Here is a 22917-nt window from a genome sequence, read left to right as displayed (position 1 = left end):
TCCTTATCTGCTTTGATTGTAAGCGGCGTGATTCGTAGGCCCGTTCCCTTTTCCGATCGGTAAACCATAGCGGATCGCTTCTGTTATAAAAGCTTTTGCTAGCTTTACTGCTTCAAACGGGATCGACCCTTTAGCAAGTTCAGCTGCAATAGCCGAAGCAAATGTACAACCTGTTCCATGGGTATTTGTACGTTGCATTCGCTCCTCAGTTAACAATTCTAATCTTGTCCCATCGTAAAATACATCCACTGCGTCTCCGTTAAAGTGACCGCCTTTTAAAACAACAATAGTAGGACCAAACTGATACAATTGTACCGCGAGTTTCTTAAGATCTGCAACGGTTACTGGTTCATGAGTTTCAGTCAATCGTAGCGCCTCTGGAATATTTGGTGTAAAGATGGTTGTTCGCGGGAGTAACATTTCTTTTAATGCTTTAACACCTGCGTCATTTAATAAGTCCGACCCACTCGTAGAAGCTATGACCGGATCAACAACAACTCTTTTAATGGAATAGGTGTCTATAGCATCACAAACAACTTGAATGTGACCTTCACTAACAAGCATACCTGTTTTCAAGACATCGGTTCCAATATCACTAAGCACTGCTTCAAGCTGCGCCTTTAAAAACTCAGTACTAACAGGAAAAACCTCTTGTACACCCATTGTATTTTGTGCAGTTAGCGCCGTAATGGCTGTGGTAGAAAAGACGCCTAACTCTTGACTTGTCTTAATATCTGCTTGAATACCAGCCCCTCCACCAGAATCAGATCCAGCGACGGACAGTATCTTTGGAATTGTCATGTTTTCCTCCTATGAAAATCGTTCAGGATGAAACGCTTGAAGTGGAAATGAAACCACCTCGCCTAAAAGATCTTCCGCTACTACCTTGGCTGTTATGGCACTTAATAAAATCCCGTTTCGGTAATGTCCACATGCTATATACACAGAGGGATGATTGGTTAAGCGTCCTATAAACGGGAACCCGTCTTGAGTGGCAGGACGCAAGCCTGCCCACTCATGAAAAGGGGTTATTTCTTCAAGGGCTGGCACCATTTTTTTGTTCCAACGCTTTAAGCGATCGATTCCTTTTGCTGTTACTGTTGTTTCAAATCCGGCTATGTCTTCAGAAGCTCCGTTAACAATTGTACCATTTGCTTTTGGCACGAGGTAGCCTTGACTAGTATAAATTATATGACTTACTAACGGTTTCTCTGGTAAATAGGCACAAATTTGGCCTCGAATAGGGTAGACTGGCAATTGCAGACCGAGGGCTTCTCCTTGTTTCATCGCCCACGCTCCTGTTGCAATAACGACTTGATCTGCTTCCCATTCCATCGTATCGGTCTTCAGACGAACAGTCGAACCTTCTACAATCTCTACTTCACCTACTTGCTCATAAATCTCTACGTTTAAATTCCTACACGCTGCAATTAATGCCTTAACAAAGTCAGGTGCATAAATATGTGCTTCGTTCGGGTAATAAATAGCCCCTTTTATGTCTTTTGATAGATGGGGTTCACGTTCTAATACTTGTTCTTGCGATAAAATGCGCATGTCTTCATTGTATTCACTTTGCCAAGATATCCTTGACGATAAAGGTAACAAATCGGCTTCATGATATACACAGTGAAGTGTTCCAGAAGAAGAAAATTCAAACTCTACTCCAGATGTTTCTCGAACAAACGCTTGCCACTCCGGGTACATTCTAAGGCTAGCCAAGCTAAAATCAAAAAACACATCTTGATCTTCACCAATTTCAGAAAAAGGTGCTAGCATACCTGCTGCTGCACCTGAAGCTTGTCCACCACACTTATTTTTTTCTAAAATGGTTACCTGTACATCTCTAGTTGCAAGCCTTAAGGCAATCGATAAGCCGATAATACCTCCGCCAACAATCACGACTTTCTGCATAATAAAACCTCACTCGTTCATCTAATAACTTGTTGGGCTACTTGCACTTGCATATGGTTTTTTTGCCATTCTACCCGCCTCATACGCGAGTTCACCAGCTTCAATCGCTAAGCGCATGGACATTGCCATTTTTACAGGGTCTTTTGCTTTTGCAACTGGTGTATTCATTAAAATTCCATCCACACCAAGTTCCATCGCTCTTGTCACATCGCTAGCTGTGCCAAGACCAGCGTCCACAATAATCGGTACTTTCGCATCTTCTACAATTAAACCGAGATTGTATTCGTTCAATATACCTAAGCCTGTTCCAATTGGTGCTGCACCTGGCATAACCGCATGTGCACCTGCTTCCTCTAGTCGTTTACAGAGAATAGGATCATCCGATGTATACGGTAGAACCGTAAATCCTTCTGATACAAGAACCTCGGTTGCTTTTAACGTTTCAATTGGATCAGGTAACAATGTTTTTTCAGAAGCACTAATCTCAATTTTGATCCAATCGCTTAAACCAGATGCTTTTGCGAGCCGGGCAATTCGAATAGCTTCCTCTGCAGTGGAAGCACCGGACGTATTAGGTAAATAGTGAAAAGCTTCACCGTGTAAATGTTGCAATATGGAATCTTCCATTGGTGCTTCCAAGTTAACACGTCTCAACGCAAAAGTTAGTACCTCAGCCCCTGATGCTTTTATGGCTTCGTTTTGCACAAACGGATTTGGGTAACGACCTGTTCCTAGAAAAAAGCGTGATTGGAGCGTCTTTCCATTAATCGTTAATGCTTCTTTTTTCATTTTCAACCTCCTCCAACAAAATGAACTAATTCAACAGGCTTTTGTTCGTCGAGCTCGGTTTCACTCCATTGCTCTCTTGGAATGATGTCCCCAGCTAATTCCACGACGACAAGCTGTCCATTTACATTTAACTCCGTCATCAAATCAAGCAATGTCTTACTTTCTACAGCACGTTCTTTTCCATTTATTAATAGTTTCATGCTTTCGCCTCATTAATCGCTTCTGTCATCCGCATGGCAGCTGCCTGAACATCGTCAGCTGCCACTACCTCTGTAATCACACAAACCGCATCCGCTCCTGCTTCAATCACTTCGCGAACATTATGAGTTTTAATTCCGCCGATTGCAACAAATGGAATAGAAATAGTAGCTTTAATTTCTTTAATATAAGAGGTTGTAACCGGATCGACAACATCTTCTTTACTATTGGTTTTAAAAATGGGACCGACACCAATATAATCCGCACCACCTTGCTCCGCCTCTAACGCTTCTTCAATCTTATGGGTGGAAACACCAATGATTTTATCGTCGCCAACTAGCTTGCGAACATGAGCGAGAGGCATATCATCTTGTCCGACATGAACACCATCTGCATCAACCGCCATAGCAATATCGATATAATCATTTACAATAAACGGAACTTCATATGACTGACAAAGTTCTTTAAGTTGCTTAGCTTTTTCAAACACTTCTTTTCTGCTGCTTGTTTTATCCCGAAGTTGAATGAAATCAGCACCTCCCTTTATCGCATCCTCCATTACCGTCACAAGCTCTTTGCCCTTATGAAAGGCTTCTCCTGTTATCACGTATAATTGAAAGTCTTTCATCTTTACTACACTCCCTTTCGCAAAAAAACCGTAACCAAAAGGGTTACGGTTTACACGCTACATTGTTTACTCTGTGTATGCCGACTTCCCTCCGCTGGTGTGATCCAGATCAGGTTAAAGAGTAAAAGAAATACGTTCTTATTCTCAGCCCAACTTCATCGGGCACCCCTAGCCTTTGCTATTTAGTTTAGTATGACATAAGTGATTTTATTTTTAAAGTGGTAAGAATCGAGATCCAGCGATACCAGGCTTGGTCATTTCTTTTGGATCAAGGATTTCATTTAATTCCTCTTCAGATAAGATGCCTCGCTCCAAGCAAATCTCTCGAACGGGGCGCTCTGTTTCTAATGCCTCTTTCGCGATTCTTGTAGCCACTTCATACCCAACATGCGGATTTATGGCAGTCACAATCCCTACACTATTTTCCACAAGCTCTTTACACCGTTCAATATTGGCTGTAATGCCAGAAATCGCGTATTCACGGAACACTCGCATCCCATTTTCAAGAATGGTAAGGGATTGTAATAAATTAAATACCAGTACTGGCTCCATCACATTTAACTCTAACTGACCAGCTTCAGACGCAAGACTAATAGTGTGATCGTTTCCGATTACTTGGAAAGACAGCTGATTAATGACTTCGCACATAACCGGATTCACTTTACCTGGCATGATAGAAGAACCAGGCTGTCTTGCTGGTAAATTAATTTCGTTTAACCCTGTACGAGGCCCTGAACTCATTAAGCGTAAATCATTTGCTATTTTAGATAAATTAATCGCTAATATTTTTAAGGAGCTAGATAGCTCTGTATACGCATCTGTATTTTGAGTCGCGTCAACAAGATCTTCTGCCGTTTTGAATGGTAAATTTGTGACGGTAGCTAGATGAGTAGATACTTTTTCAATGTACTCAGGCTTCGCATTTAATCCAGTACCAACAGCAGTAGCACCCATATTCACTTCATGCAAATGATCAGCAGATCGACTAATTCGCTTTAAATCGCGCACCAATACTTTTCGATAGGAACCGAATTCTTGTCCTAATCGAATTGGTACAGCGTCTTGTAAATGGGTGCGCCCCATTTTAAGAACGTCATCAAATTCGTCTGCTTTCCCTTGCATTTCCGCAATCAGATTTCTTAATTCATCTGTTAAGCCTTGAGTCATATGCAGAGCAGCGATGTGAATGGCAGTCGGAAACGCGTCGTTTGTCGATTGAGCCATGTTAACATGTGTATTCGGACTAACTTTTAAATAATCGCCTTTTTCCCCGCCTAGAATCTCAATAGCTCGATTGGCAATAACTTCATTTGCATTCATGTTAAAGGAAGTTCCTGCACCACCTTGGATGGAATCAACAATAAACTGTTCGTTTAATTGCCCATTAATGACATCATCACTCGCTTTAATAATCGCATCAGCAATATGTGGACGCAGAACCCCTACATCACGATTCGCCATTGCTGCTGCTTTCTTTACATACCCGAACGCACGAATAAGTTCCGGGTGCGGCGGATAGCCTGTAATAGGAAAATTGTCTTTTGCTCGCAACGATTGAATGCCATAATACGCATCCCTTGGTACTTGTTTATCTCCTAGTAAGTCTCGCTCAATACGGTAATCCACCATCTGATGTTAACCTCAACTTTCAATTCTTAATTGCTTTTATTTCTTATTTGCTTTAACAGCTTGTATCGCTAACCACACGGCACCATAAATACCTGCATCATTTCCTAAATGAGCCAGCTTTATTTCCGCTTGCTCCACTACTCGTGGCAGAGCATACTGGTCAAATACAACACGGAGAGGAGCTAAAAGATCTTCTCCAGCTTTTGAAACGCCTCCACCAATAACAATCTTGGCAGGATTTAACGTATTTGCTAAATTAGCGATGGCATAGCCTAAGTGATCAATCGCTTCCATAATCACTTCTGCCGCTACTAGATCTCCAGCTTTCGCTGCTTCAAAAATTTCTTTTGTTGTTAAGATTAAAGAATCACTCTGAGATAGAGTTGATGCTCTTCCTGCTTCAAGTTTTTCTTTCGCTAAACGGACCATACCTGTGGCAGAAGACACGGTTTCCAAACACCCTGTTTTTCCACAGTTACAAAGAGATCCTCCTTCTTTAACAGAAGTAATATGACCGATTTCTCCACCCATACCACCTACGCCATGGAGAATTTGGCCTCGCGTAATAATTCCACCACCAACACCTGTTCCTAGCGTAACAAACAATTGTTCATTAGCGCCATCGCCAGCACCTTGCCATTTTTCTCCAAGAGCTGCTAAGTTCGCATCATTATCCACTCTTACAACAACGCCTAAAGCTTTTTCTAATTCGTCTTTTAACGGGTAATCACGCCAGCCAATATTAACAGCATGATAGATAAAGCCAGTTTCCATCTCGATAAAACCAGGTGCTCCTACTCCTGCACCCATTAACGTCTGATGAACCTCTAAATTTTCTTTAACCGTCTCCGAAATGTCGTTAACAATGTTCATTCCATTATTAGTTGTGTCAGTAGGGATTTCCCATTTTTTCAATAAATCGCCTTCATTTGTAATAAACGCAAGCTTAACGGACGTTCCCCCTATGTCAATTCCTGCAAAAAGCTCATTCCCCATTAGAATCCCCCATTTCCCAGTTTTGCTTTCTCTTGTTTTAAAATCAACAGTGCGCTTTGATACATTTGGCTAGAAATCATTCCATATTGATATAAATCTTTTATTTCCTTTTGCATAAGCTGCAAATCCATTCCGCGGTCTCTTGTATAAATAAAAGAACCATATTGCTTTAATAAGTCTCTAATGTCAACGATCGTTTCCATCTATACACCTCACATCCCATTATAACAGCTTTATAACTGTAACTAAAAGGAATGAAGCAAGTGGGATAACGGCAGCGACGTATGCGTTTTTTACCCACATCAACATAGAATTATACAGCAAAATGCCGATAAAAACCGCTAACGTGAAGAAAAAAGTCATTGTAATCGTAAAAAAAGTTCCATATCCGAGCGTTCCCCACTGTAAACCCATAAAGAAAAACAAACTGGCCAAAATCCAGGCAATTGGTTTATAAAAAAGTTGATAGCCAAAAGCAGGATGGTATGAACGTATCATGGCGATAATAAACAAAAAGGAACAAATCACAATCACAACATCAAAAAAACGAAAGCCGAACCAGGAAAAACTAACGAGGGCGACAAACATGCCAATATAGCTAAAGAATAAAAAGTAAAAGCTTAGGACAATGAGTACAACAATGGGCGGAAGTCCACGCATAAACGTTGATAGCCCTCCTAACGTCAGCCCAATTGCTAAAACAAAAAATACAATAACAAACCAAATCCACATCTCATCAACCCCTGTGCTAATTTCTCGTTTCTACCATCCTATGTTTTTATTTGAGATTTCAGGACAGGTTTGCGATGATAGAGGAGATTGATTAGGAAAGAGGTGGCATCAATATGGCAAGAGATGTAAATGAAGTACTAGAGCATGCTATTCGAGGTGGTTTGGAGACAAAGCCTGCAGAAAGACGTATTTTCTTAACAACCATCGCTGAGCGTCTTCATCTCGCTTTAACCATAAATCAAGTTCGTTCTAACGTGATTTATTCAGAAGTAGAGCGTGCCCTAAAAGCAAAGCCAAACATACAAATGTTTATAAACGGACAATTAGCCTATTCTGATTACAACGAGTATGTAAAGCTTGCGATGATAAACAACATCCCCTACACAGTTGTTTCTGCAACAACAGACACTCCGTTTGGCCTTGTGATTGCAAATCAGAATATGCCTGTAGAAACAAATCATCCCTATATAGAAGATGATATACACAAGCAAGATATTGAACGTTATTAAAAAAAAGGTAGACCTGCTACCTATCCGGATCTTGCGGATGGTTGATAGCAGGTCTACGATTTTTTAGAGGCATTGGAATTCGGAAGAAGACATCTCGCAACGCTTTCATGTTAAAAGGAATAAACGGCCACATATATGGAACACGAAGCCCTCGTAGTCGCACTAAAGCGATAAACCATATGGTCGCACTACTAACGAAGCCAACTGGTCCAAACGCTGCAGTTGCAATTAAAAATAACAGTCGCATAAAGCGATTTGCCAACGAAAGTTCATAACTTGGTGTTGCAAATGTTCCTACTGCAGCAATAGCTAAGTATAAAATAACCTCAGGTGAAAACATGCCTACTTGAATCGCAATATCACCAATTAGAAGCGCCGCCACTAACCCTAGTGCTTCGGCTACCGCATTAGGTGTATGAATGGATGCCATTCTTAGCATCTCTATCCCAGCTTCGGCTATCAAAAATTGAATAAAAAGAGGGATACTGCCCTCTTCTTGCGTTCCGATAAAAGAAAACGCTTCTGGAACCAACTCTTGATGAGTTGCTAACATATACCAGATGGGTAATAAGAAGAGCGAGATAAACACTGCAGAAAAGCGCACAATCCGAAGTAACGCTCCTATTACAGGTTTTTGTCGGTATTCCTCTGCATGCTGAAGCAAATTCCAAAATGTTGTTGGCGTAATCATCGCACTTGGAGAGCCATCAACTAGCAAGATGACGTGACCTTCATATAAATGTGTTGCACATACATCGGGTCGCTCACTGTATCGTACAAGTGGGTATGGATTTCCCCCTTCTTTAAATACATACTCTTCAATCGTCTTATCGGCCATAGGCAATCCGTCGGTATCAATTGCTTTAATGGATTCTCGGATCTGATGGACATAATCCGGATCGGCAATATCCGCAATGTAAAGCAAAGCGGTATCCGTTTTAGAACGACGCCCAATTTGCTGATATTCTACACGGAATGTTCGATCTCTTATACGTCTCCGAATCAAAGCTGCGCTCATAACTAATGTTTCTACTAAACCATCTCTTGAGCCACGAACAACCTTTTCCGTATCCGGCTCCTCAGGACCGCGAACAGGATATTCTCTAGTATCAATAATAATACAGTAAGCAAGACCTTCTACAAGAAGGATCGCAGGCCCGGATAAGACTTGATCTATAGCAGTATCAAGATCTTCTTCTTGGTCAATTTCTGCATAGGGAATCCGACTTTTTATGAGAGCGTCGTAGGATTCGTCTACTTCTTCCTCCGTTGTATGTGAAAGTTCACGTTGAATTTGTGTGAGTGCACTATCTTTCCCGAATCCATCCACAAGAAAAAGCGCCATTTTTCGGTTTGCGTGAACCATTTCCAAACAGATAATATCAAAGTTCTTATCAACAGCCAGTTCTTCTTTTATATAAGCGAGCTTATCTCCATAAGATGAATGACTTGTTACTCCTTTATCTTCACTACTCATCTTGAACCCCCTATTCTCTTCAGATAGGTTGCTCGTTCATGTCAAAATCTATGTAAGATGGGAATCGAAAAGAAAGGCAGTCTTGTCATACATCATGCCAGATTGTCATGCCTACGAAGAAGAGGCGAGTTGTTCATTAATCTGTTGTTCAATCTCATAATAATAATCCATATCTGGAATTTGACTGTCTTCTCCATATTGGATTGCTTGCTGGATTGTTTCTTTCGCTTGCTCATAGTTTTCTTGTTCAATATGAATAAGCGTTAAATTAAACCAAGCTTCTGGAAATGCTTGCTGCTCTTGAAGCGCTTTTTCCAAATGTTCTTTTGCCTCCTGAACCCGTTCTTGCTGAATATCAAGATACGCTTGCATAAACAAAAGTTGAGGCTGCCGACCATCTATTTCTAACCCATTCGTAATAAACACTTGCGCCTCTTCATATTGCCCTGCTTCAAGCAAACGTTGACCTTCTAATACCGCTAATTCAGGCGAAGCATTCGCTTGTTGTTGTCCGAAATAAACAAGCGTCAGAGAAGCGATAACATATAGTATGAGGGCACTCATAGAAAGGTAGAAAGGCGTTTTCTTTTTTTCTTTCGGCATCTTCACTAAAGCGGCCATAAGAAAACCTCCTATTAGACCACCTATGTGCGCCCCATTATCAATTCCCGGAACGATAAAGCCTAGCACAAGATTAAATCCGAGAAGCAATAAAATATTTTTTCCTAAAGTGCGAAAAAACAATGTTGGGTGCTTTAAGCCAAAATAGAGAAGTGCCCCAAAACAGCCAAAAAGCGCACCTGATGCACCAGCGGAGACGTAATCATTAAAGGCAAAGCTAACAATGGAGCCAAACAAACCCGCCGCAAAATAAATGATTAAAAACCGGAATGAACCAAAAAGCTGCTCTACTGCTGTCCCAAGAAAAAACAGCGCCATTGCGTTAAAAGCTAAGTGCATTAATCCGATATGTAAGAACATAGAGGTGACCAATCGCCACCACTCTCCTTCTACAATCAATGGATTATATTTAGCACCATAATCAATGAGCACTTGGATATTGGTACTTCCACCATTGGTCTCTAAAAGAAAAAACATCACGACAAAAGAGAGCAGTAGGGCATAAATAAAACGCGGTTTACCAAATTGGAGCATTTTTTCTTCATTTTGGCGGCGTGTGCTGTTGATTTGTTTTACCTGTCCCCGAATTCGTTCAATGGCTTGCATCATGTCTTCCTCTGATGACAATATGCGTAATGGAGGAACACCATCATTTGCTAATTCCTGATCTAGCACCGTTTGGTACTCCTCCACGCTTGAATGCAACGCAAGGTTACGAATTGTTCCTTTGTTCCCTTTGACCTCAAACGGCGTAAGGGCATCCTCCCAAGAGTCAATTGGAGGCTGACTCATTACATAAATATTTTCACCTTGCATCTTCCATATACCAAGCTGCTTATAAATAGATTCAAATTGTTGTTTTGCATGGGATATATCACGCTTTAAACGATTGGACCAATCCACTTCTGAATAGACAAGACGTATAATTCTTCTCGGTTTTACAGAATCGTCTTCCAACCAAGCTTGTGTATCATGAAGAGCAAGCAAACGAAACTGTTTATGTAGCACATAATGTTCGATTAATTGCCAATATAGATAACGGTGGGCTATTTCGTTCACCTTTATCCCCTCCTTCCTGACTGTCATTATAGCAAATTCTTACAGAATAAGAATCTTTCTTGCTTACAAAAAAAGCTCTGATTCAATTGTCAGAGCTTCTCCGTCGTGTGCGGAAAAGAGAATAATGAGCCCATCAACTTTTGACGGACAAATGGGATTCGGAGTGCAAACCGAATGAGCACTCTTCTTAGTCCTGGTTGTCTCATCATTCCATTTACGATTTTATAACGATATTTATAAATGCTTATTCCAATGACAAGAATGGAAAGAATGGAACAGGCTTGTTTCATATCAACACCTCCATATATTTATATAGGATGTGACGGACAAACTTATTTCATCCTTAAAGAGCACTATGAATTAGTTTCCAATGTACTTACTATAAATCGTCTTCGCACGTGTATGATCGTCCACTCCTTGAATGAGAACACGTCCGTCTGGAAATACAACGATCGTTTCCGTTTCATTGATAGCGGCACGTATAAGGAAAGGTGTTACTTTTACTTGTGCAACTGCTTCTAACTGCTTCGCCATGTGATTAAGATCAAAAGGGGCAGATGCAGTAATTTGAATCGATTCACGCCCACAAAGGGTTGTTTGAGAACGAGAACGTTCATTTAAAGCAGGAAACTCTGCTTTTTCGCACGTTGGGCAATTAGGTCGATTTTGAGAATATCTGATCGATTGATGTGTGTTCGCCCAGATATCAAATGACTCTAACGTTGATCGTTGTTTTTCACCTGCTCCTACCAAATATTTCATCGCTTCAATCACTTGTAGTGACGCCACTATATCAATGATTGGCGCAAGAACACCAACAGTATCACAAGTCTCTCCTGCTGTACCACCACTTTCAATAAAACAGCGAAGACATGGCGTTTCATCTGGAATAAAGAATGCACCCATGCCTCTCGTACGAACAGCCCCACCATAGCTAAAAGGAACCTTCCATTTAAAACATGCATCATTTAAAAGAAAGCGCGTCTCAAAATTATCCGTCCCGTCTAACACTACATCAATACCATCCATAAGCCGTTCTATCGATTCCACCGATACATCTTCTACAAATGCTTCAATGTGAATGTCAGAATTCACTTTTTCAAGTGCACGTTTTGCTGCAATTGCCTTAGGTACGAGTTGATGTGCGTCCTCTTCAGTAAAGAGCATTTGTCGCTGCAAATTACTCATTTCAACAAAATCACGGTCTACTAAACGAAGAGAGCCAACCCCTGCTCTTGCTAAATGATTAGCAATAACTGTACCAAGCGCACCAAGACCGACTATGAGTACGCTACTATGTAGTAATTTTGTTTGTCCCTCTTCACCAATACCATTAAATAATACTTGTCGTGAATAGCGTTCCATGACCTACCGTTCTCCTTTAAAAAAAGATAACCGCACCAATGACACCCATTAGTGCACCTGCTCCTGTACAGCATAAGTTAACGACATCGTTCGTGACAACCGATAACCCTTTTATCCGTACCGTTTTTTCACAATGGTACGTTTTTTCTGTCTCTAAACCACAAGACGGGCAACGATATAGGCCTTGTACCGTCGAGCCTAGTACACTGTCTAATACATTTCCTAAAAAACCAATTAGTGTAAAGAAAAACAACCAAAGATAGCTAACGCTTGTCTCATTCCACCAGATGACGATAGCTGTACCTGCTAACAAAAAGCTACCAGCAAACGCAGCTGCCATCCCTAAGCTTGTGATGCCTCCAGATACGCCCTTTTCGACCTTTTTTCCTGAGAATAAATCAAACGGCTTGTCTTGGCTAAGTTTGCCAATCTCTGATGCCCACGTATCAGCCATGGCTGTTGCTAGACACCCTACAAAACCAGCTATAAAAAGAGTAGCCAGCGAAGGAAAAATCACTAAACAGAGTGAACAAATGGCTGCGTAACCTCCATTGGCTATCACTTGAAATGCATCACGCTTGCCATGCTTTTGAACGACTTCATGATCAACATGTGCCCCTTTTAATTTGCCCAATATAATAGAACTTCCAAAGAAAACTGCAAATAAGAGTAAACCAGCAGGGCCTACACCAATAACCGTTACTGTACCGACTACAAAAGCGGCAACCGCCCCAGAAATCGTTAGCTTCTGTAACATAAATAATGACACACATACTAATAAAATAAAGCTAAGCCATCCGATTAACATGTCGATTTCTCACTAAGAACGAGGTCGATCCTCATGTCATGAGCTTCAACAGGAATGGATTCAATGAGTTGCTCTTTAAAACATAACGATATCGTCTCTCCTTTAAAGAAAGGTAGATACCGATCGTAAAAACCGCCACCCATCCCGAGCCGTGATCCGTCTTTTGAAAAAGCAAGCCCTGGTACAATAAGCAAATCTAGCTCTTTTGGGCTTACATAAAAACGTGGGTTTTCTTTTGGCTCATACAAATTGTAGGGGCGGAGCTCAAGCTGGTCTAAGTCTTGAATAACGTAGAAATGCATTTCGCGTGCTTTCATATTAGTACGTGGTAATGCCACTTTCTTTCCTTGTTTGTAGGCATACTCCATTATTGACAATGTCGCCACTTCCGGGAACCGCGCGTACGTTAATCCGATTGTGCCAGCTTGTTTCCATTCTTCTGTTTGATAAAGCTGGTTTGCCAGCCCTTGTGATCGTTCTAAATACTCTGTCTTATTCATTTGTTCGAGCTGTTTTTGCAAACGTTGTCGTAATTGTTGTTTCAACACCTCAGCTCCTCACTAAAAAAGTCAATAAAAAGAAGCAGCGGTAAACCGTCTGCTTACTTTGTTTCACGATGAAGTGTATGGCGCTTTAAACGCGGATTATATTTCTTAAGTTCAATACGCTCTGGGTTTGTGCGCTTGTTTTTTGTTGTAATATAATTACGGTCACCGTTTTCAGTACAAGCTAAAGTAACTTGAACACGCATGTGCTATCCCTCCAAACTCTCTCTTACATACCTACATAGAATAGCAAAAGCTAACCGTAAAATCAAGACTTAATTAACGAACGTTATCAAACAGTCTGTTGCGCTAAATAGTTCGATCGTTTTAAATGAACCATATTTTCACTACTCATTTGTATTAGAGATGCGTTGACCGTTTCGTTAGACTGTAATAAACAAGTGCATACCATAAGACTTTCGGTTTTCGTTGCAGAAAACGGCGCAAAAAACAATTTGCCTAACGGGTCATTCCAAATTTGGTTCACTAAGCCAACACCATACTGAATGGATTGAGCCTTTGGCATTTGTATAGAAAATAAAGAATATTTCTCATCTGAATAATGGATAAGTGCTTTCTCTGCTGGCGAATAAAACGAAAGCCCTTCTTGTGTGTACGTGACTTGCTGGGCTAATAATTTGACATTAGTGTCGGAAGCTCCTTCATTTTTCATCGAAATCATTCGTTTAACACCGAGTTCATCTTCTAATGACTCATCACGGATCGTTAATTTTAGATTTAAGCCTTTATGGTATGCCTGACTTACAATAACTGTGTTTGTACTAGAAAAAGCCGCATTGACAATCCAGCCTTCTTCGCCAATCCACGTTGTTTTCCCATCATACCAGAGGCCAATTTTAGATAAATGCTGAGAATGCAGAGTAGACCGTAAGCGCAAATGGATATCAACCGTAAAAACCGGCTTTGTCCCAATAGCATAAAAAATGTTTGATATATGATTGTTTGTATTCATATTTTCACTCCTTCTAGTAAAATGTTGGTTCTTTTTACTTTCCATCGATTCTCTGTCTATTAAGCATACTGGCTTCTCGCCATTTCCACAATGAGTGCAAATTGTATGTTTTTGTAATCGTTCTTTTTATCGTTACATCAAGTGTTCTCACCTCCTAATCGCTTAAAAACAACTTGGTCGATAGAGATTATGACTAAAGCTGTCAAAAAATGACGCATGAATTGATAAATTTTCATTAAGCTGATGAAACGTACGTAATTTCATGTATAATGGAGATTGCGAAAACAATCCATAGGAGGGAACAACACATGGAATGGATGTTAGCGCTCTTGCTAGGAACAGCTATTGTTCTGCTCATTGTTTCTTTTGTTAAAGAGGACAAAGGTTCAAAAATAGAAGATCAAATCGAACATTTATCAATTTCCTTTATGCAAGAGCTTCATCAAGTGAAGAATCAATTGAGAGATATTGAATTAGATGCGGAGATTGCGGCCAAAGATGCACAGCAGCAAAATCGCTCCAATTCACATCAACAGCTATTAAGAGAGATTCTAGATTTGCACAAGCGTGGCTATTCTGTAGAGGGTATTGCGTTGGAAACGTCCCTTGAACCACATGAAGTCGACCGTCTCTTATCCCCTTACCTCGACGGACAAGTAGAAGAAAGGACAAAAGTTGCCAATGACGCGTAAAACTATTCGTAGCTTTGCTGGTGGATTATTGATTGCTTCTGGTGTCTTGGGGATCACATACTTTATTGGAAACGATCAAGAGGCTGCTTCTAGTTCGGATTTTACAGAAGAAGAAATGGTCGCTCACTTACAGGAAAATGGTTACGCCGTTGAGACACAGGCTGCTTGGGATGAGTTAGAGGCACAACTTGCTGAAGCGCAAAACACTGATGCTGAAGAAGAACCCTCTGATAACAATGAAGGAGAAATTGCGTACAGAACAATTCTTCACGTTGTACCAGGAATGACAAGTATTGACGTAGGTGAAATGTTAGAAGAAGCTGGTATTGTAGATAGTGCCTATGATTTTTATGAAGAAGTTGACAATCGTGGGTTATCCAATGACTTACGTCCGCAAGTTACAGGAGAGTTAACGAGTGAGATGAGCTTAAGCGAAGTTGTAGATGAATTTTTCTAAGCTTACACACTTCTATTCGACAGATAGCATATATATCCTTTAAAAAAATACAAAAATCTACATGTTCTACGAATCATGTATCGGAAGTTCGGCGATAGCCGAGCTTTTTCTATTATAGTTAAAAAAAACAGTGGGCACATTGGCTCACTGTTTTTCTACTTCTATAATTCTATTACTGCTCTTCAAACAAATCGACTTCTTCGACCACAGAATCCACTTGTTTTGGACCGTTTCGTTCATCTTGCAAGTCGTAGTAAGCTTCGGTTAAATCTGTTGCGATCTTTTCAGAGATTTTATTACCAGATGTTCCTGAAGGAGGAACATTCGTATCTGGCGTCATAATCGCAAACGCAATTTCCGGATCATCGTAAGGGGCGTAACCAACAAAGCTTAAATTGTTCGTCGGTCTACCATTTAAGAATGACTGAGCTGTACCGGTTTTTGCAGCGATATTTAAGTTATTTGGTACACCACGTGCTGTACCGTTTGTATTCGTTACAACGGCTCGGAATGAATCTTGCACTGCTGCAATATCGCTTTGGCTCATATCAACGGTATTTAACACTTCTGGGGTATTTGTGCGAACAACAGCACCAGCACCATCACCATTCGGGTTCGCTTCTACAATTTCTGTAACGAGGCGAGGACGCATCCGTACGCCATCGTTGGCAATTGTGCTAACATACTGTGCAAGCTGAAGAGTCGTATACGTGTCGTACTGGCCAATCATAAAATCAAGTAAATTACCTGATTCCTGCACACCTTCCGAAGCAAAGCCTGTAGCTTCATTTGGCAGGTCTATGCCTGTTTCTCCTCCAAGACCAAATTGATGAAAATAATACTTCACTTGATCCAAAACTTCATTTGCCTTAGTGTGACTGAAGATACTTGCGCGAGGACTATAATTAAAATCTGCCATCCGCATGGCAATTTCAAACATATAGACGTTGGACGAGCGAGCCATTGCTTCACGAAGGGCAACATGGCCTATAGTTGTACTTAACGAAGCTTTTCTTGTACCATCGCTAAATTCAAGTCGTCTGTCATGAATAACTGTGCTTGGAGTGATAACACCTTCTTCTAGACCAGCAAGTACAGAGGCACCTTTTACAACTGAACCTGCCATATAGGCATTTTGAAAGACACCTGTTGGGTTGCTAAATCCTTCTTCCCCACGTTCTTTCTGGAAGCCACTCATTGCTAGAATATCACCTGTTTTTGGGTCCATTACAACTGCATAAGAAGACGCATCCTGTACAAAGATTCCTTGGTTTTGAAGAACTTGACGTTCCACAATGTCGTCAAGGATTTGCTGATACTCCATATCAATGCTCAACACAAGGTCATTGCCTCGGCTTCCTGGCGTTTCTTCAATAAGCTGTTCCATTGGGCCACTGCCTTCACGGGTATTCGTTCGAACGACTTCCGCTTTTTGGCCGCGTAGTACATCCTCATACTGTTTTTCCAAAAAACTATTACCTACTAAGTCTGAGCGCATATAGCCTCTTGCTAAATAATCATCAACGGATTCTGTTTGGATTGATCCTACTCTTCCATAGATATTTTTTAGCGTATCACCATACACGTATTCTCGGACAGAATCCCGCTGAATATTAATGTTCGGTAAACGGTCTAAATGCTCAGCAAGCTTAGGCGCTTCTTCATCCGTTAGCCCTTGCTTAATTCGCTGTGGGGAACCGTTTGTTCCTCTTAGCATATGAGAAAAAATAGCAATAACTTGCTCTTCTTCCTCTGAATAATTCGCAATCATCTCATCGGAAATAGCGTCAATCATACGCTGATACTCCGTTGTTTCATCTTCGTCGCTGTATTCAATATCTTCAATGAGAGCTCTACGTTCTTGAGGTTCCAATTTTGTGTAATAATATTCTCTTTTATCACGGTCACGTAAATTTTCGGTGTCTACCGTAATAAATTTAGCCACTTCTTCGGCAATTTCAATCATATCTCCACCGCTTTGATTTCCTGGGTTCGTATATGTAACCGATAGTTCTAAGCTATTTTCTACGACAGGATACCCATAGCGATCTGTAAAGATCCCTCGTGGTGCATCAATAAGAGCTGTTTGGTTTGATACATGCTTTAACTCTTCTTCATATTCCTCACCGTTTACAATTTGCACAAGACCAAGCCGCAAAATTAATGCAGAAAAAAGTAAAAACACAGCAAGAAATAAAATATTTAAGCGCAATGAGACGTGATGCTTCTTATTGCTTTTCGATTCGCCCATTAGACAACCTCCCTGACTCTATTACAGGTAAAAAGACACCCGTACTCCGGATGCCTTTAATTAAAGTAGTCATACCCGCTTGTGCCGTTGCAAGTGAATGCTTTATGAACCTACATCGGTAGGTGGGTGTTCGCAGTTAAAGGTTCGCTGTCTAGTACTTGCTAGCTTAGCGTTGCTTTACTCATTTAAAACTCCCTTTTAACATTCAAGGTTCAAAGCATAAAAAAGCTTACGAACACGGCAGGTAATACACTTATTATTATAAAATAGAACAAGAATCCTGTCAAAGCATGTAGAGATTTTACACAGTTTTATCAGGACTACTCTGCCCTTCTGATTCGTTCACATTTGGCATTACATCCGAATGAGCATCCGGAGGCTGAATGCGTTTAACAAAAAAATAAATCCATAAATGCCCTGACCCTACAATTAACAGTACATATGGAATGGCGTGTTCTTCAGGAAAAATGGAGATGATTGCTATAAAGAAGAGAATCGATGCAATTCGACCAATATTTAAAAACCATTCCCTGACAATAATATATTCCACTCGTAACTCAGCTGCTCTACTCGCTTTGCCAATAACATCGTATGTTAACGATACATAAGGAATGAGTAAAAGCGGATACGCCACCGATATAATAATTCCGTAAAGAATCAATTTAGGAAACGTTAGATGAAACAAAAGTAGAAAAATCGCTCCATATAACAACAATCCACCGACAAGAATGGCTCGCTTTCGATACGCCACTTTAAGTAAACGCGCAGTTAAATAATAAAATATAAATTGGGTACCTGAAGTCACTAGTCCATACGTCCCCAAAGCAAGTTCGTTATTCGTTACAACAAAGACCCAAACAACGATTACAAACACAAACGTCCCCTCACGTAGCCCTTGGGTAACATGCGCCCATGTCACTTTCCGCCAATCTTTATTTTGTTTACGCTCGTTTAACACATGCCTAATATTAAAATTACCCTTGGCGTGGCGTTTTCCTAGCCATATGGTTAAAATCACTGCTAGTAAAAACAAAGTTAGGGATAACGCAAATATAAAGAAGTATCCTTGATAGCCAGTTCGTTTCGTAATAATAAAACCTGCTGTTAAAGGACCTGTCATTCCTGCAAAAGAGGTTAATAACCCTAAGAAGCCATTAAAAAAATCTCTTGTTTCTGGCTCTGTTACCTCAAACGTTAGGACATTAAAGGCAAGCCAGTAGAAACCGGTACCGAGACCAATGAGAGAGCCGAGTAATAGCAAATGTTGAGCCGCATTTTCTCCTACAACTAATACGGCGATATAAAATAAAGACATCAAACTGATTCCAATACGAAGCACATAAACGCGATCAATATGCTTCGATAACTTTCCAGCCATTAAAAACGCAAGCGGTTGAAAAATAACAGACATTAAATTGTAGAGGGCAAGATCTATAAATTGACCTGATTGCTTCCATAAGAAAACATTGACAAACGTATTCGATAAAGCCACGCTCAACGCATAAAGTCCGCCAATGGATAATAATAACTTTAAATCTTTTGATGCAACGACGTGCCCAAAAATACTGTCCATCCACTTTTTTGGCATGACCTCACCACCTTACCAGTAGTGTGTCTGTTTCATTTTGGGCTATGCATAGATTTTTGTAATAAAAAAAGAGGCTGGGACAAAAGTAGGTAGACAGACCAAAATGACGAACATTCCTGAAAATAGGAACGTTCGTCGTTTGTTTTATATGAACATCAGCGGAAGGAGAATCCGAAGACTCCTGGGGGTTCAACACGTGTCTGAAGACTCTGAAGTGGCGGTTTTCCACGAATGAGGCTGAGGCCGTGTACCCGGAAAGCGAAGAATTCTCTTGTAGCGGTGCTACTCAGCATATTTTAGACTATTCGTCTTTTCAAATACTACTTTTCGTTATGTCCCAGCCTCTTAATGGTTTATTCCTCGCGTTTTGCTGTTGTATATTCATCAAGCGTATCACCATGAGCTGAGTGGTTTTTAAATTGACTTAATCTCCCTGTTCGCTTTTCACCGTGATTCTTATTCTCTTTAAACTGGTTGTTTTTCTTTTTATCATGGTTACTCAATACAATCCCCCCATTCTTTTAACTAGTATGCCACCGTAAAGGAAAAAACTATGCAAAAAAGACTACAAGGAAATTCCCTTGTAGTCTTAACCATACTTTCTTATTTTGCTGCTTCGTAGCGCTTAGCCACTTCATCCCAGTTTACAACATTCCAGAATGCTGAAATGTAATCAGGACGGCGATTTTGGTAATTTAAGTAGTATGCATGCTCCCATACATCTAATCCTAAAATAGGTGTTTTCCCTTCAGTAAGAGGAGAATCTTGGTTTGGTGTGCTTGTGATTTCTAAGTTGCCATTGTTTACAACAAGCCATGCCCAACCAGAACCAAAACGACCTTTTGCTGCATCAGCAAATTTTGTTTTGAATTCGTCAAGGCTACCAAATGTAGAATCGATATCATTTGCTAACGCACCTGTTGGAGCACCGCCACCATTTGGGCTTAATAACTGCCAGAATAATGCATGGTTAGCATGTCCACCGCCGTTGTTGCGTACTGCTGTACGGATGTTTTCTGGTACAGAATCTAAGTTTGCAACAAGATCCTCGATGTCTTTGCTTGCAAGATCTTCGTGACCTTCTAGAGCAGCGTTTAAGTTTGTAACATAGGTGTTGTGGTGTTTACCGTGATGAATCGTCATCGTCTGTTCATCAATGTGTGGTTCTAGCGCATTTGCTGCATAAGGTAATTCTGGTAATTTGTAAGCCATGTTAAAGCTCTCCCTTCAATACTAAACTGATTTTACTTCTCAATTAGATTACCACTAAAAAAAACAAACGGCAACGAATATGCTCACATCTGTTTTACTGATTACTATTCCCTTGAGAAAGAGGATTAAACATGAAAAAACCTTGTTGCAATTGATTGCAACAAGGTTACGGAACGGAGGAAGAGGGATTCGAACCCCCGCGGGCTTTAACACCCCTGTCGGTTTTCAAGACCGATCCCTTCAGCCGGACTTGGGTATTCCTCCAAGTGGTGGACCCTGTAGGACTCGAACCTACGACCAATCGGTTATGAGCCGAGTGCTCTAACCAACTGAGCTAAGGGTCCACTTATCTAAAACTATGATGGGGCGACCGATGGGAATCGAACCCACGAATGCCGGAACCACAATCCGGTGCGTTAACCACTTCGCCACGATCGCCAAAATATTATGTAAGAGTTGGTAGCGGCGGAGGGGATCGAACCCCCGACCTCACGGGTATGAACCGTACGCTCTAGCCAGCTGAGCTACACCGCCAAATGGCTCCACAGGCAGGATTCGAACCTGCGACCGATCGGTTAACAGCCGATAGCTCTACCACTGAGCTACTGTGGAATAATCATCATTTGTCCAATCTGTTAAGGACAAGAGTTATAATATCATGTATTTTTGCATAGTGCAATACTTTTTTCAAAAAAGATCGGACAAACGTCCGACCTTTTTTGAATTTATTGCTCATCAATGACTGCTTCGGCAATATTTACAGAATGGTCACCAATTCGCTCAAGGTTAGAAACAATGTCAACGAAAATAATTCCAGCAGCTCCAGAGCATTCCCCATCATTCATTCGTTTAATGTGTTGCTTTCGAAGCTTTCTTTCCATTTTATCAATTAACTCTTCGTGCTTCAAGACATCGTTTGCTTTATCCAAATCATCTCTTTCTAATGATTCCATTGCTTCTTCTAACGTTGAATAGGTCAATTCGAACATCTCATTCAAGTCTTTCAAGGCAATGTCGGATAAGCTTACTTTATTTGCTTTTTGATAGTCTTTTAGCTCGACAATGTTTTCCATATGATCACCAATACGCTCAATATCCCTTACAGCGTTTAATAAGGTGGAGTGCAAGTTTGAATCAGATGCTGACAAAGAGCGTGAAGATACTTTTATAAGGTAATCGGTAATCTCTTTATCCAGGTTATTAATTGCCAGTTCATATTGAAGAGCAAGGTCAGCATCTTTCTTCTCCCCTGTCTCCATATACTTTATAGCCTGTTTTAAAGCTTTTTTCGAGTAGTCAGCCATGTGAATGACTTCTTGTTTAGCTTGTCCAAGCGCAATAGCTGGTGAGCTTCCAATAAAGATCGGATCAAGATGCTTTGGCTTATAATCTAGATCAAGTTCCTGACCTGGCACAAGCTTCGTTACAATATAAGCGAGTACACCAATTAACGGAAATTGAACAATAACATTCGCTACGTTGTACACCCCGTGTGCAGCTGCAATCTGTAGCGTGTTGCTCAGACTAAATTGATTCCCCAAGAAGTCTATAAACATCACAAAGAATGGGAAAACAGACATAATTAATATAGCTCCAATTAAATTAAAGACAACATGAGTTAACGCAGCCCGTCGAGCTGATACCGTTGCGCCAATGGCAACTAAAACAGCCGTTAAGGTCGTTCCAATATTATCTCCAATTAAAACAGGTAGAGCCGCCGCTAAATCCATGGCACCTTGTTCATATAATTGCTGGACGAGCCCGATTGCTGCAGTAGAGCTTTGCAATGCAACCGCAAGAATGACACCAACGACAACCCCTAGTAGCGGATTATCACTCATACGTGCCGTAAAATCAACAAATGGTTCCCATCCTGCCAACGGACGTAAACTTTGTCCCATTAAGTTTAAACCGTAGAACAATCCTCCGAAACCAAAGATAACTTGACCAATAGCGGTGATTCTTTTCTTTTTAAAAAAGAAAAGCAAGAATGCACCAATCGCCATAATTGGTAATGCATATTCTTTAATAGGCAAACCAATAATAAACGCCGTTGTTGTCGTACCAATATTTGCACCCATAATAACACCAATTGCTTGGCGCAACGTCATAAATCCGGCGTTTACAAGCCCGATTGTCAAAACCGTTGTCGCTGTACTGCTCTGAAGCAATATGGTTACAACAATACCTGAAAGTAGACCCATAAAAGGATTGGTTGTGTATTTATCTAATAACCCTCTTAATCCGTCTCCTGCTGTTTTTTGCAACCCATCCCCCATATACTTTACGGAAAATAGGAAGATTCCGATCCCCCCTAGGAACGTAAACAGCAATACTTGAAACTCACTCACTCATCTCATCCCTTCATAAAAAACTCATTTTTAGGTTTTCGACAAACCTCAACAATGATGTTCCGCATCTATTATTAAACGATCATAAAGAATTTGTAAATATGCATTTAAATATCTTTACACTTT

The 22917-nt window shown here is 40.7% G+C and carries 25 protein-coding genes, 5 tRNA genes, 1 other RNA gene and 1 riboswitch; of the genes, 3 read left to right on the top strand and 28 right to left on the bottom strand.

Annotation, left to right across the window (positions count from 1 at the left end; all coding sequences use genetic code 11):
- Positions 1 to 3 precede the first annotated feature (3 nt).
- The 9 genes from thiD to E2L03_RS13865 all read right to left on the bottom strand — a co-directional run bounded on the left by thiD (position 4) and on the right by E2L03_RS13865 (position 6883).
- The gene (gene thiD, locus E2L03_RS13905; RefSeq protein WP_134259417.1) at positions 4 to 801 is read right to left on the bottom strand and encodes a bifunctional hydroxymethylpyrimidine kinase/phosphomethylpyrimidine kinase; all 798 of its coding nucleotides are present in this window, start codon (positions 799 to 801) and stop codon (positions 4 to 6) included.
- 9 nt (positions 802 to 810) lie between these two features.
- The gene (gene thiO, locus E2L03_RS13900; protein ID WP_124741911.1) at positions 811 to 1911 is read right to left on the bottom strand and encodes a glycine oxidase ThiO; all 1101 of its coding nucleotides are present in this window, start codon (positions 1909 to 1911) and stop codon (positions 811 to 813) included.
- Between the two features lie 21 nt (positions 1912 to 1932).
- Positions 1933 to 2700 carry a thiazole synthase gene (locus E2L03_RS13895; protein WP_038479064.1) on the bottom strand — a complete coding sequence of 256 codons (768 nt, stop codon included), beginning with the start codon at positions 2698 to 2700 and terminating at the stop codon, positions 1933 to 1935.
- A 2-nt stretch (positions 2701 to 2702) separates the two neighbouring features.
- Positions 2703 to 2900 carry a sulfur carrier protein ThiS gene (gene thiS / locus E2L03_RS13890; protein ID WP_038479061.1) on the bottom strand — a complete coding sequence of 66 codons (198 nt, stop codon included), beginning with the start codon at positions 2898 to 2900 and terminating at the stop codon, positions 2703 to 2705.
- A complete protein-coding gene (thiE, locus tag E2L03_RS13885) occupies positions 2897 to 3526 on the bottom strand; it encodes a thiamine phosphate synthase (protein ID WP_055735998.1) in 630 nt (209 codons plus the stop codon). The genes thiS and thiE overlap by 4 nt, the downstream gene beginning before the upstream one ends.
- Before the next feature lie 69 nt (positions 3527 to 3595).
- Positions 3596 to 3706: riboswitch (TPP riboswitch) on the bottom strand.
- A 33-nt stretch (positions 3707 to 3739) separates the two neighbouring features.
- The gene (aspA, locus tag E2L03_RS13880) at positions 3740 to 5155 is read right to left on the bottom strand and encodes an aspartate ammonia-lyase (RefSeq protein ID WP_038479052.1); all 1416 of its coding nucleotides are present in this window, start codon (positions 5153 to 5155) and stop codon (positions 3740 to 3742) included.
- 36 nt (positions 5156 to 5191) lie between these two features.
- Positions 5192 to 6151: an ROK family glucokinase gene (locus E2L03_RS13875; protein ID WP_134259416.1), complete on the bottom strand. Its 960-nt coding sequence runs from the start codon at positions 6149 to 6151 to the stop codon at positions 5192 to 5194.
- Positions 6151 to 6354, bottom strand: a complete 204-nt coding sequence (locus E2L03_RS13870) for a YqgQ family protein (protein WP_038479046.1) — start codon at positions 6352 to 6354, stop codon at positions 6151 to 6153. Before E2L03_RS13870 ends, E2L03_RS13875 begins: the two co-directional genes overlap by 1 nt.
- Positions 6355 to 6373: 19 nt before the next feature.
- The gene (locus E2L03_RS13865; protein WP_134259415.1) at positions 6374 to 6883 is read right to left on the bottom strand and encodes a hypothetical protein; all 510 of its coding nucleotides are present in this window, start codon (positions 6881 to 6883) and stop codon (positions 6374 to 6376) included.
- 113 nt (positions 6884 to 6996) lie between these two features.
- On the opposite strand from E2L03_RS13865, the gene E2L03_RS13860 reads away from it, so the two are divergent.
- Positions 6997 to 7392, top strand: coding sequence for a YueI family protein (locus E2L03_RS13860; RefSeq protein WP_038479039.1), 396 nt, complete (start codon positions 6997 to 6999; stop codon positions 7390 to 7392).
- Between the two features lie 16 nt (positions 7393 to 7408).
- Here the strand turns inward: E2L03_RS13860 and E2L03_RS13855 are convergent, their stop codons facing one another.
- From E2L03_RS13855 to E2L03_RS13820, 8 genes are all read right to left on the bottom strand, one after another.
- Complete coding sequence (locus tag E2L03_RS13855; RefSeq protein ID WP_134259414.1) at positions 7409 to 8869, bottom strand: spore germination protein; 1461 nt, start codon at positions 8867 to 8869, stop codon at positions 7409 to 7411.
- Positions 8870 to 8980: 111 nt separating this feature from the next.
- Positions 8981 to 10549: a rhomboid family protein gene (locus tag E2L03_RS13850; RefSeq protein ID WP_166740313.1), complete on the bottom strand. Its 1569-nt coding sequence runs from the start codon at positions 10547 to 10549 to the stop codon at positions 8981 to 8983.
- Between the two features lie 89 nt (positions 10550 to 10638).
- Positions 10639 to 10839, bottom strand: a complete 201-nt coding sequence (yqgO, locus tag E2L03_RS13845; protein ID WP_038479034.1) for a protein YqgO — start codon at positions 10837 to 10839, stop codon at positions 10639 to 10641.
- A 70-nt stretch (positions 10840 to 10909) separates the two neighbouring features.
- On the bottom strand, positions 10910 to 11914 hold the full coding sequence (locus E2L03_RS13840) for a ThiF family adenylyltransferase (RefSeq protein WP_134259412.1): 1005 nt from the start codon (positions 11912 to 11914) through the stop codon (positions 10910 to 10912).
- 16 nt (positions 11915 to 11930) lie between these two features.
- Complete coding sequence (locus E2L03_RS13835) at positions 11931 to 12722, bottom strand: DUF92 domain-containing protein (RefSeq protein ID WP_134259411.1); 792 nt, start codon at positions 12720 to 12722, stop codon at positions 11931 to 11933.
- A complete protein-coding gene (locus E2L03_RS13830; RefSeq protein ID WP_134259410.1) occupies positions 12716 to 13267 on the bottom strand; it encodes a 5-formyltetrahydrofolate cyclo-ligase in 552 nt (183 codons plus the stop codon). The genes E2L03_RS13835 and E2L03_RS13830 overlap by 7 nt, the downstream gene beginning before the upstream one ends.
- A 56-nt stretch (positions 13268 to 13323) precedes the next feature.
- Entirely contained in the window at positions 13324 to 13473 is a 150-nt protein-coding gene (gene rpmG / locus E2L03_RS13825) for a 50S ribosomal protein L33 (protein ID WP_035398113.1), read from the bottom strand.
- Positions 13474 to 13559: 86 nt separating this feature from the next.
- A complete protein-coding gene (locus E2L03_RS13820; RefSeq protein WP_134259409.1) occupies positions 13560 to 14240 on the bottom strand; it encodes a hypothetical protein in 681 nt (226 codons plus the stop codon).
- 308 nt (positions 14241 to 14548) lie between these two features.
- Between E2L03_RS13820 and E2L03_RS13815 the strand changes: the two genes are divergently transcribed.
- A complete protein-coding gene (locus E2L03_RS13815) occupies positions 14549 to 14932 on the top strand; it encodes a hypothetical protein (RefSeq protein WP_035398116.1) in 384 nt (127 codons plus the stop codon).
- The gene (locus tag E2L03_RS13810) at positions 14922 to 15389 is read left to right on the top strand and encodes an MltG/YceG/YrrL family protein (RefSeq protein WP_055736008.1); all 468 of its coding nucleotides are present in this window, start codon (positions 14922 to 14924) and stop codon (positions 15387 to 15389) included. The genes E2L03_RS13815 and E2L03_RS13810 overlap by 11 nt, the downstream gene beginning before the upstream one ends.
- A gap of 172 nt (positions 15390 to 15561) precedes the next feature.
- Here the strand turns inward: E2L03_RS13810 and E2L03_RS13805 are convergent, their stop codons facing one another.
- From E2L03_RS13805 to E2L03_RS13760, 11 genes are all read right to left on the bottom strand, one after another.
- Positions 15562 to 17640, bottom strand: a complete 2079-nt coding sequence (locus E2L03_RS13805) for a peptidoglycan D,D-transpeptidase FtsI family protein (RefSeq protein ID WP_134259408.1) — start codon at positions 17638 to 17640, stop codon at positions 15562 to 15564.
- 68 nt (positions 17641 to 17708) lie between these two features.
- Positions 17709 to 17890, bottom strand: a non-coding RNA gene (ssrS, locus tag E2L03_RS13800) — 6S RNA.
- A 51-nt stretch (positions 17891 to 17941) separates the two neighbouring features.
- Complete coding sequence (locus tag E2L03_RS13795; RefSeq protein ID WP_134259407.1) at positions 17942 to 19228, bottom strand: MFS transporter; 1287 nt, start codon at positions 19226 to 19228, stop codon at positions 17942 to 17944.
- Between the two features lie 353 nt (positions 19229 to 19581).
- Complete coding sequence (locus E2L03_RS20495) at positions 19582 to 19731, bottom strand: hypothetical protein (RefSeq protein WP_166740312.1); 150 nt, start codon at positions 19729 to 19731, stop codon at positions 19582 to 19584.
- 100 nt (positions 19732 to 19831) lie between these two features.
- Positions 19832 to 20440 (bottom strand): superoxide dismutase SodA, encoded by a 609-nt coding sequence (gene sodA / locus E2L03_RS13790; protein ID WP_038479012.1) that lies wholly within the window; start codon positions 20438 to 20440, stop codon positions 19832 to 19834.
- Between the two features lie 174 nt (positions 20441 to 20614).
- Positions 20615 to 20704 (bottom strand) — tRNA-Ser (locus E2L03_RS13785).
- A gap of 3 nt (positions 20705 to 20707) precedes the next feature.
- A tRNA-Ile gene (locus E2L03_RS13780) sits at positions 20708 to 20784 on the bottom strand.
- An 18-nt stretch (positions 20785 to 20802) separates the two neighbouring features.
- A tRNA-His gene (locus tag E2L03_RS13775) sits at positions 20803 to 20878 on the bottom strand.
- Between the two features lie 19 nt (positions 20879 to 20897).
- A tRNA-Met gene (locus E2L03_RS13770) sits at positions 20898 to 20974 on the bottom strand.
- Between the two features lie 3 nt (positions 20975 to 20977).
- Positions 20978 to 21052 (bottom strand) — tRNA-Asn (locus E2L03_RS13765).
- 113 nt (positions 21053 to 21165) lie between these two features.
- Positions 21166 to 22791, bottom strand: a complete 1626-nt coding sequence (locus E2L03_RS13760; RefSeq protein ID WP_124741900.1) for a Na/Pi cotransporter family protein — start codon at positions 22789 to 22791, stop codon at positions 21166 to 21168.
- Positions 22792 to 22917 lie beyond the last annotated feature (126 nt).

The sequence above is a fragment of the Shouchella oshimensis genome (genome assembly GCF_004375095.1).
Classification (GTDB): Bacteria; Bacillota; Bacilli; order Bacillales; family Bacillaceae_D; genus Shouchella; species Shouchella oshimensis.
Note: the sequence above shows the minus strand (reverse complement) of the source record. Positions and strands in the feature narration are given on the sequence as shown.

Coding starts and splice junctions, on each gene's coding strand:
- thiD (WP_134259417.1), bottom strand. CDS start 801: ATGACAATTCCAAAGATACTGTCCGTCGCTGGATCTGATTCTGGTGGA.
- thiO (WP_124741911.1), bottom strand. CDS start 1,911: ATGCAGAAAGTCGTGATTGTTGGCGGAGGTATTATCGGCTTATCGATT.
- E2L03_RS13895 (WP_038479064.1), bottom strand. CDS start 2,700: ATGAAAAAAGAAGCATTAACGATTAATGGAAAGACGCTCCAATCACGC.
- thiS (WP_038479061.1), bottom strand. CDS start 2,900: ATGAAACTATTAATAAATGGAAAAGAACGTGCTGTAGAAAGTAAGACA.
- thiE (WP_055735998.1), bottom strand. CDS start 3,526: ATGAAAGACTTTCAATTATACGTGATAACAGGAGAAGCCTTTCATAAG.
- aspA (WP_038479052.1), bottom strand. CDS start 5,155: ATGGTGGATTACCGTATTGAGCGAGACTTACTAGGAGATAAACAAGTA.
- E2L03_RS13875 (WP_134259416.1), bottom strand. CDS start 6,151: ATGGGGAATGAGCTTTTTGCAGGAATTGACATAGGGGGAACGTCCGTT.
- E2L03_RS13870 (WP_038479046.1), bottom strand. CDS start 6,354: ATGGAAACGATCGTTGACATTAGAGACTTATTAAAGCAATATGGTTCT.
- E2L03_RS13865 (WP_134259415.1), bottom strand. CDS start 6,883: ATGTGGATTTGGTTTGTTATTGTATTTTTTGTTTTAGCAATTGGGCTG.
- E2L03_RS13860 (WP_038479039.1), top strand. CDS start 6,997: ATGGCAAGAGATGTAAATGAAGTACTAGAGCATGCTATTCGAGGTGGT.
- E2L03_RS13855 (WP_134259414.1), bottom strand. CDS start 8,869: ATGAGTAGTGAAGATAAAGGAGTAACAAGTCATTCATCTTATGGAGAT.
- yqgO (WP_038479034.1), bottom strand. CDS start 10,839: ATGAAACAAGCCTGTTCCATTCTTTCCATTCTTGTCATTGGAATAAGC.
- E2L03_RS13840 (WP_134259412.1), bottom strand. CDS start 11,914: ATGGAACGCTATTCACGACAAGTATTATTTAATGGTATTGGTGAAGAG.
- E2L03_RS13835 (WP_134259411.1), bottom strand. CDS start 12,722: ATGTTAATCGGATGGCTTAGCTTTATTTTATTAGTATGTGTGTCATTA.
- rpmG (WP_035398113.1), bottom strand. CDS start 13,473: ATGCGTGTTCAAGTTACTTTAGCTTGTACTGAAAACGGTGACCGTAAT.
- E2L03_RS13820 (WP_134259409.1), bottom strand. CDS start 14,240: ATGAATACAAACAATCATATATCAAACATTTTTTATGCTATTGGGACA.
- E2L03_RS13815 (WP_035398116.1), top strand. CDS start 14,549: ATGGAATGGATGTTAGCGCTCTTGCTAGGAACAGCTATTGTTCTGCTC.
- E2L03_RS13810 (WP_055736008.1), top strand. CDS start 14,922: ATGACGCGTAAAACTATTCGTAGCTTTGCTGGTGGATTATTGATTGCT.
- E2L03_RS13805 (WP_134259408.1), bottom strand. CDS start 17,640: ATGGGCGAATCGAAAAGCAATAAGAAGCATCACGTCTCATTGCGCTTA.
- E2L03_RS13795 (WP_134259407.1), bottom strand. CDS start 19,228: ATGCCAAAAAAGTGGATGGACAGTATTTTTGGGCACGTCGTTGCATCA.
- sodA (WP_038479012.1), bottom strand. CDS start 20,440: ATGGCTTACAAATTACCAGAATTACCTTATGCAGCAAATGCGCTAGAA.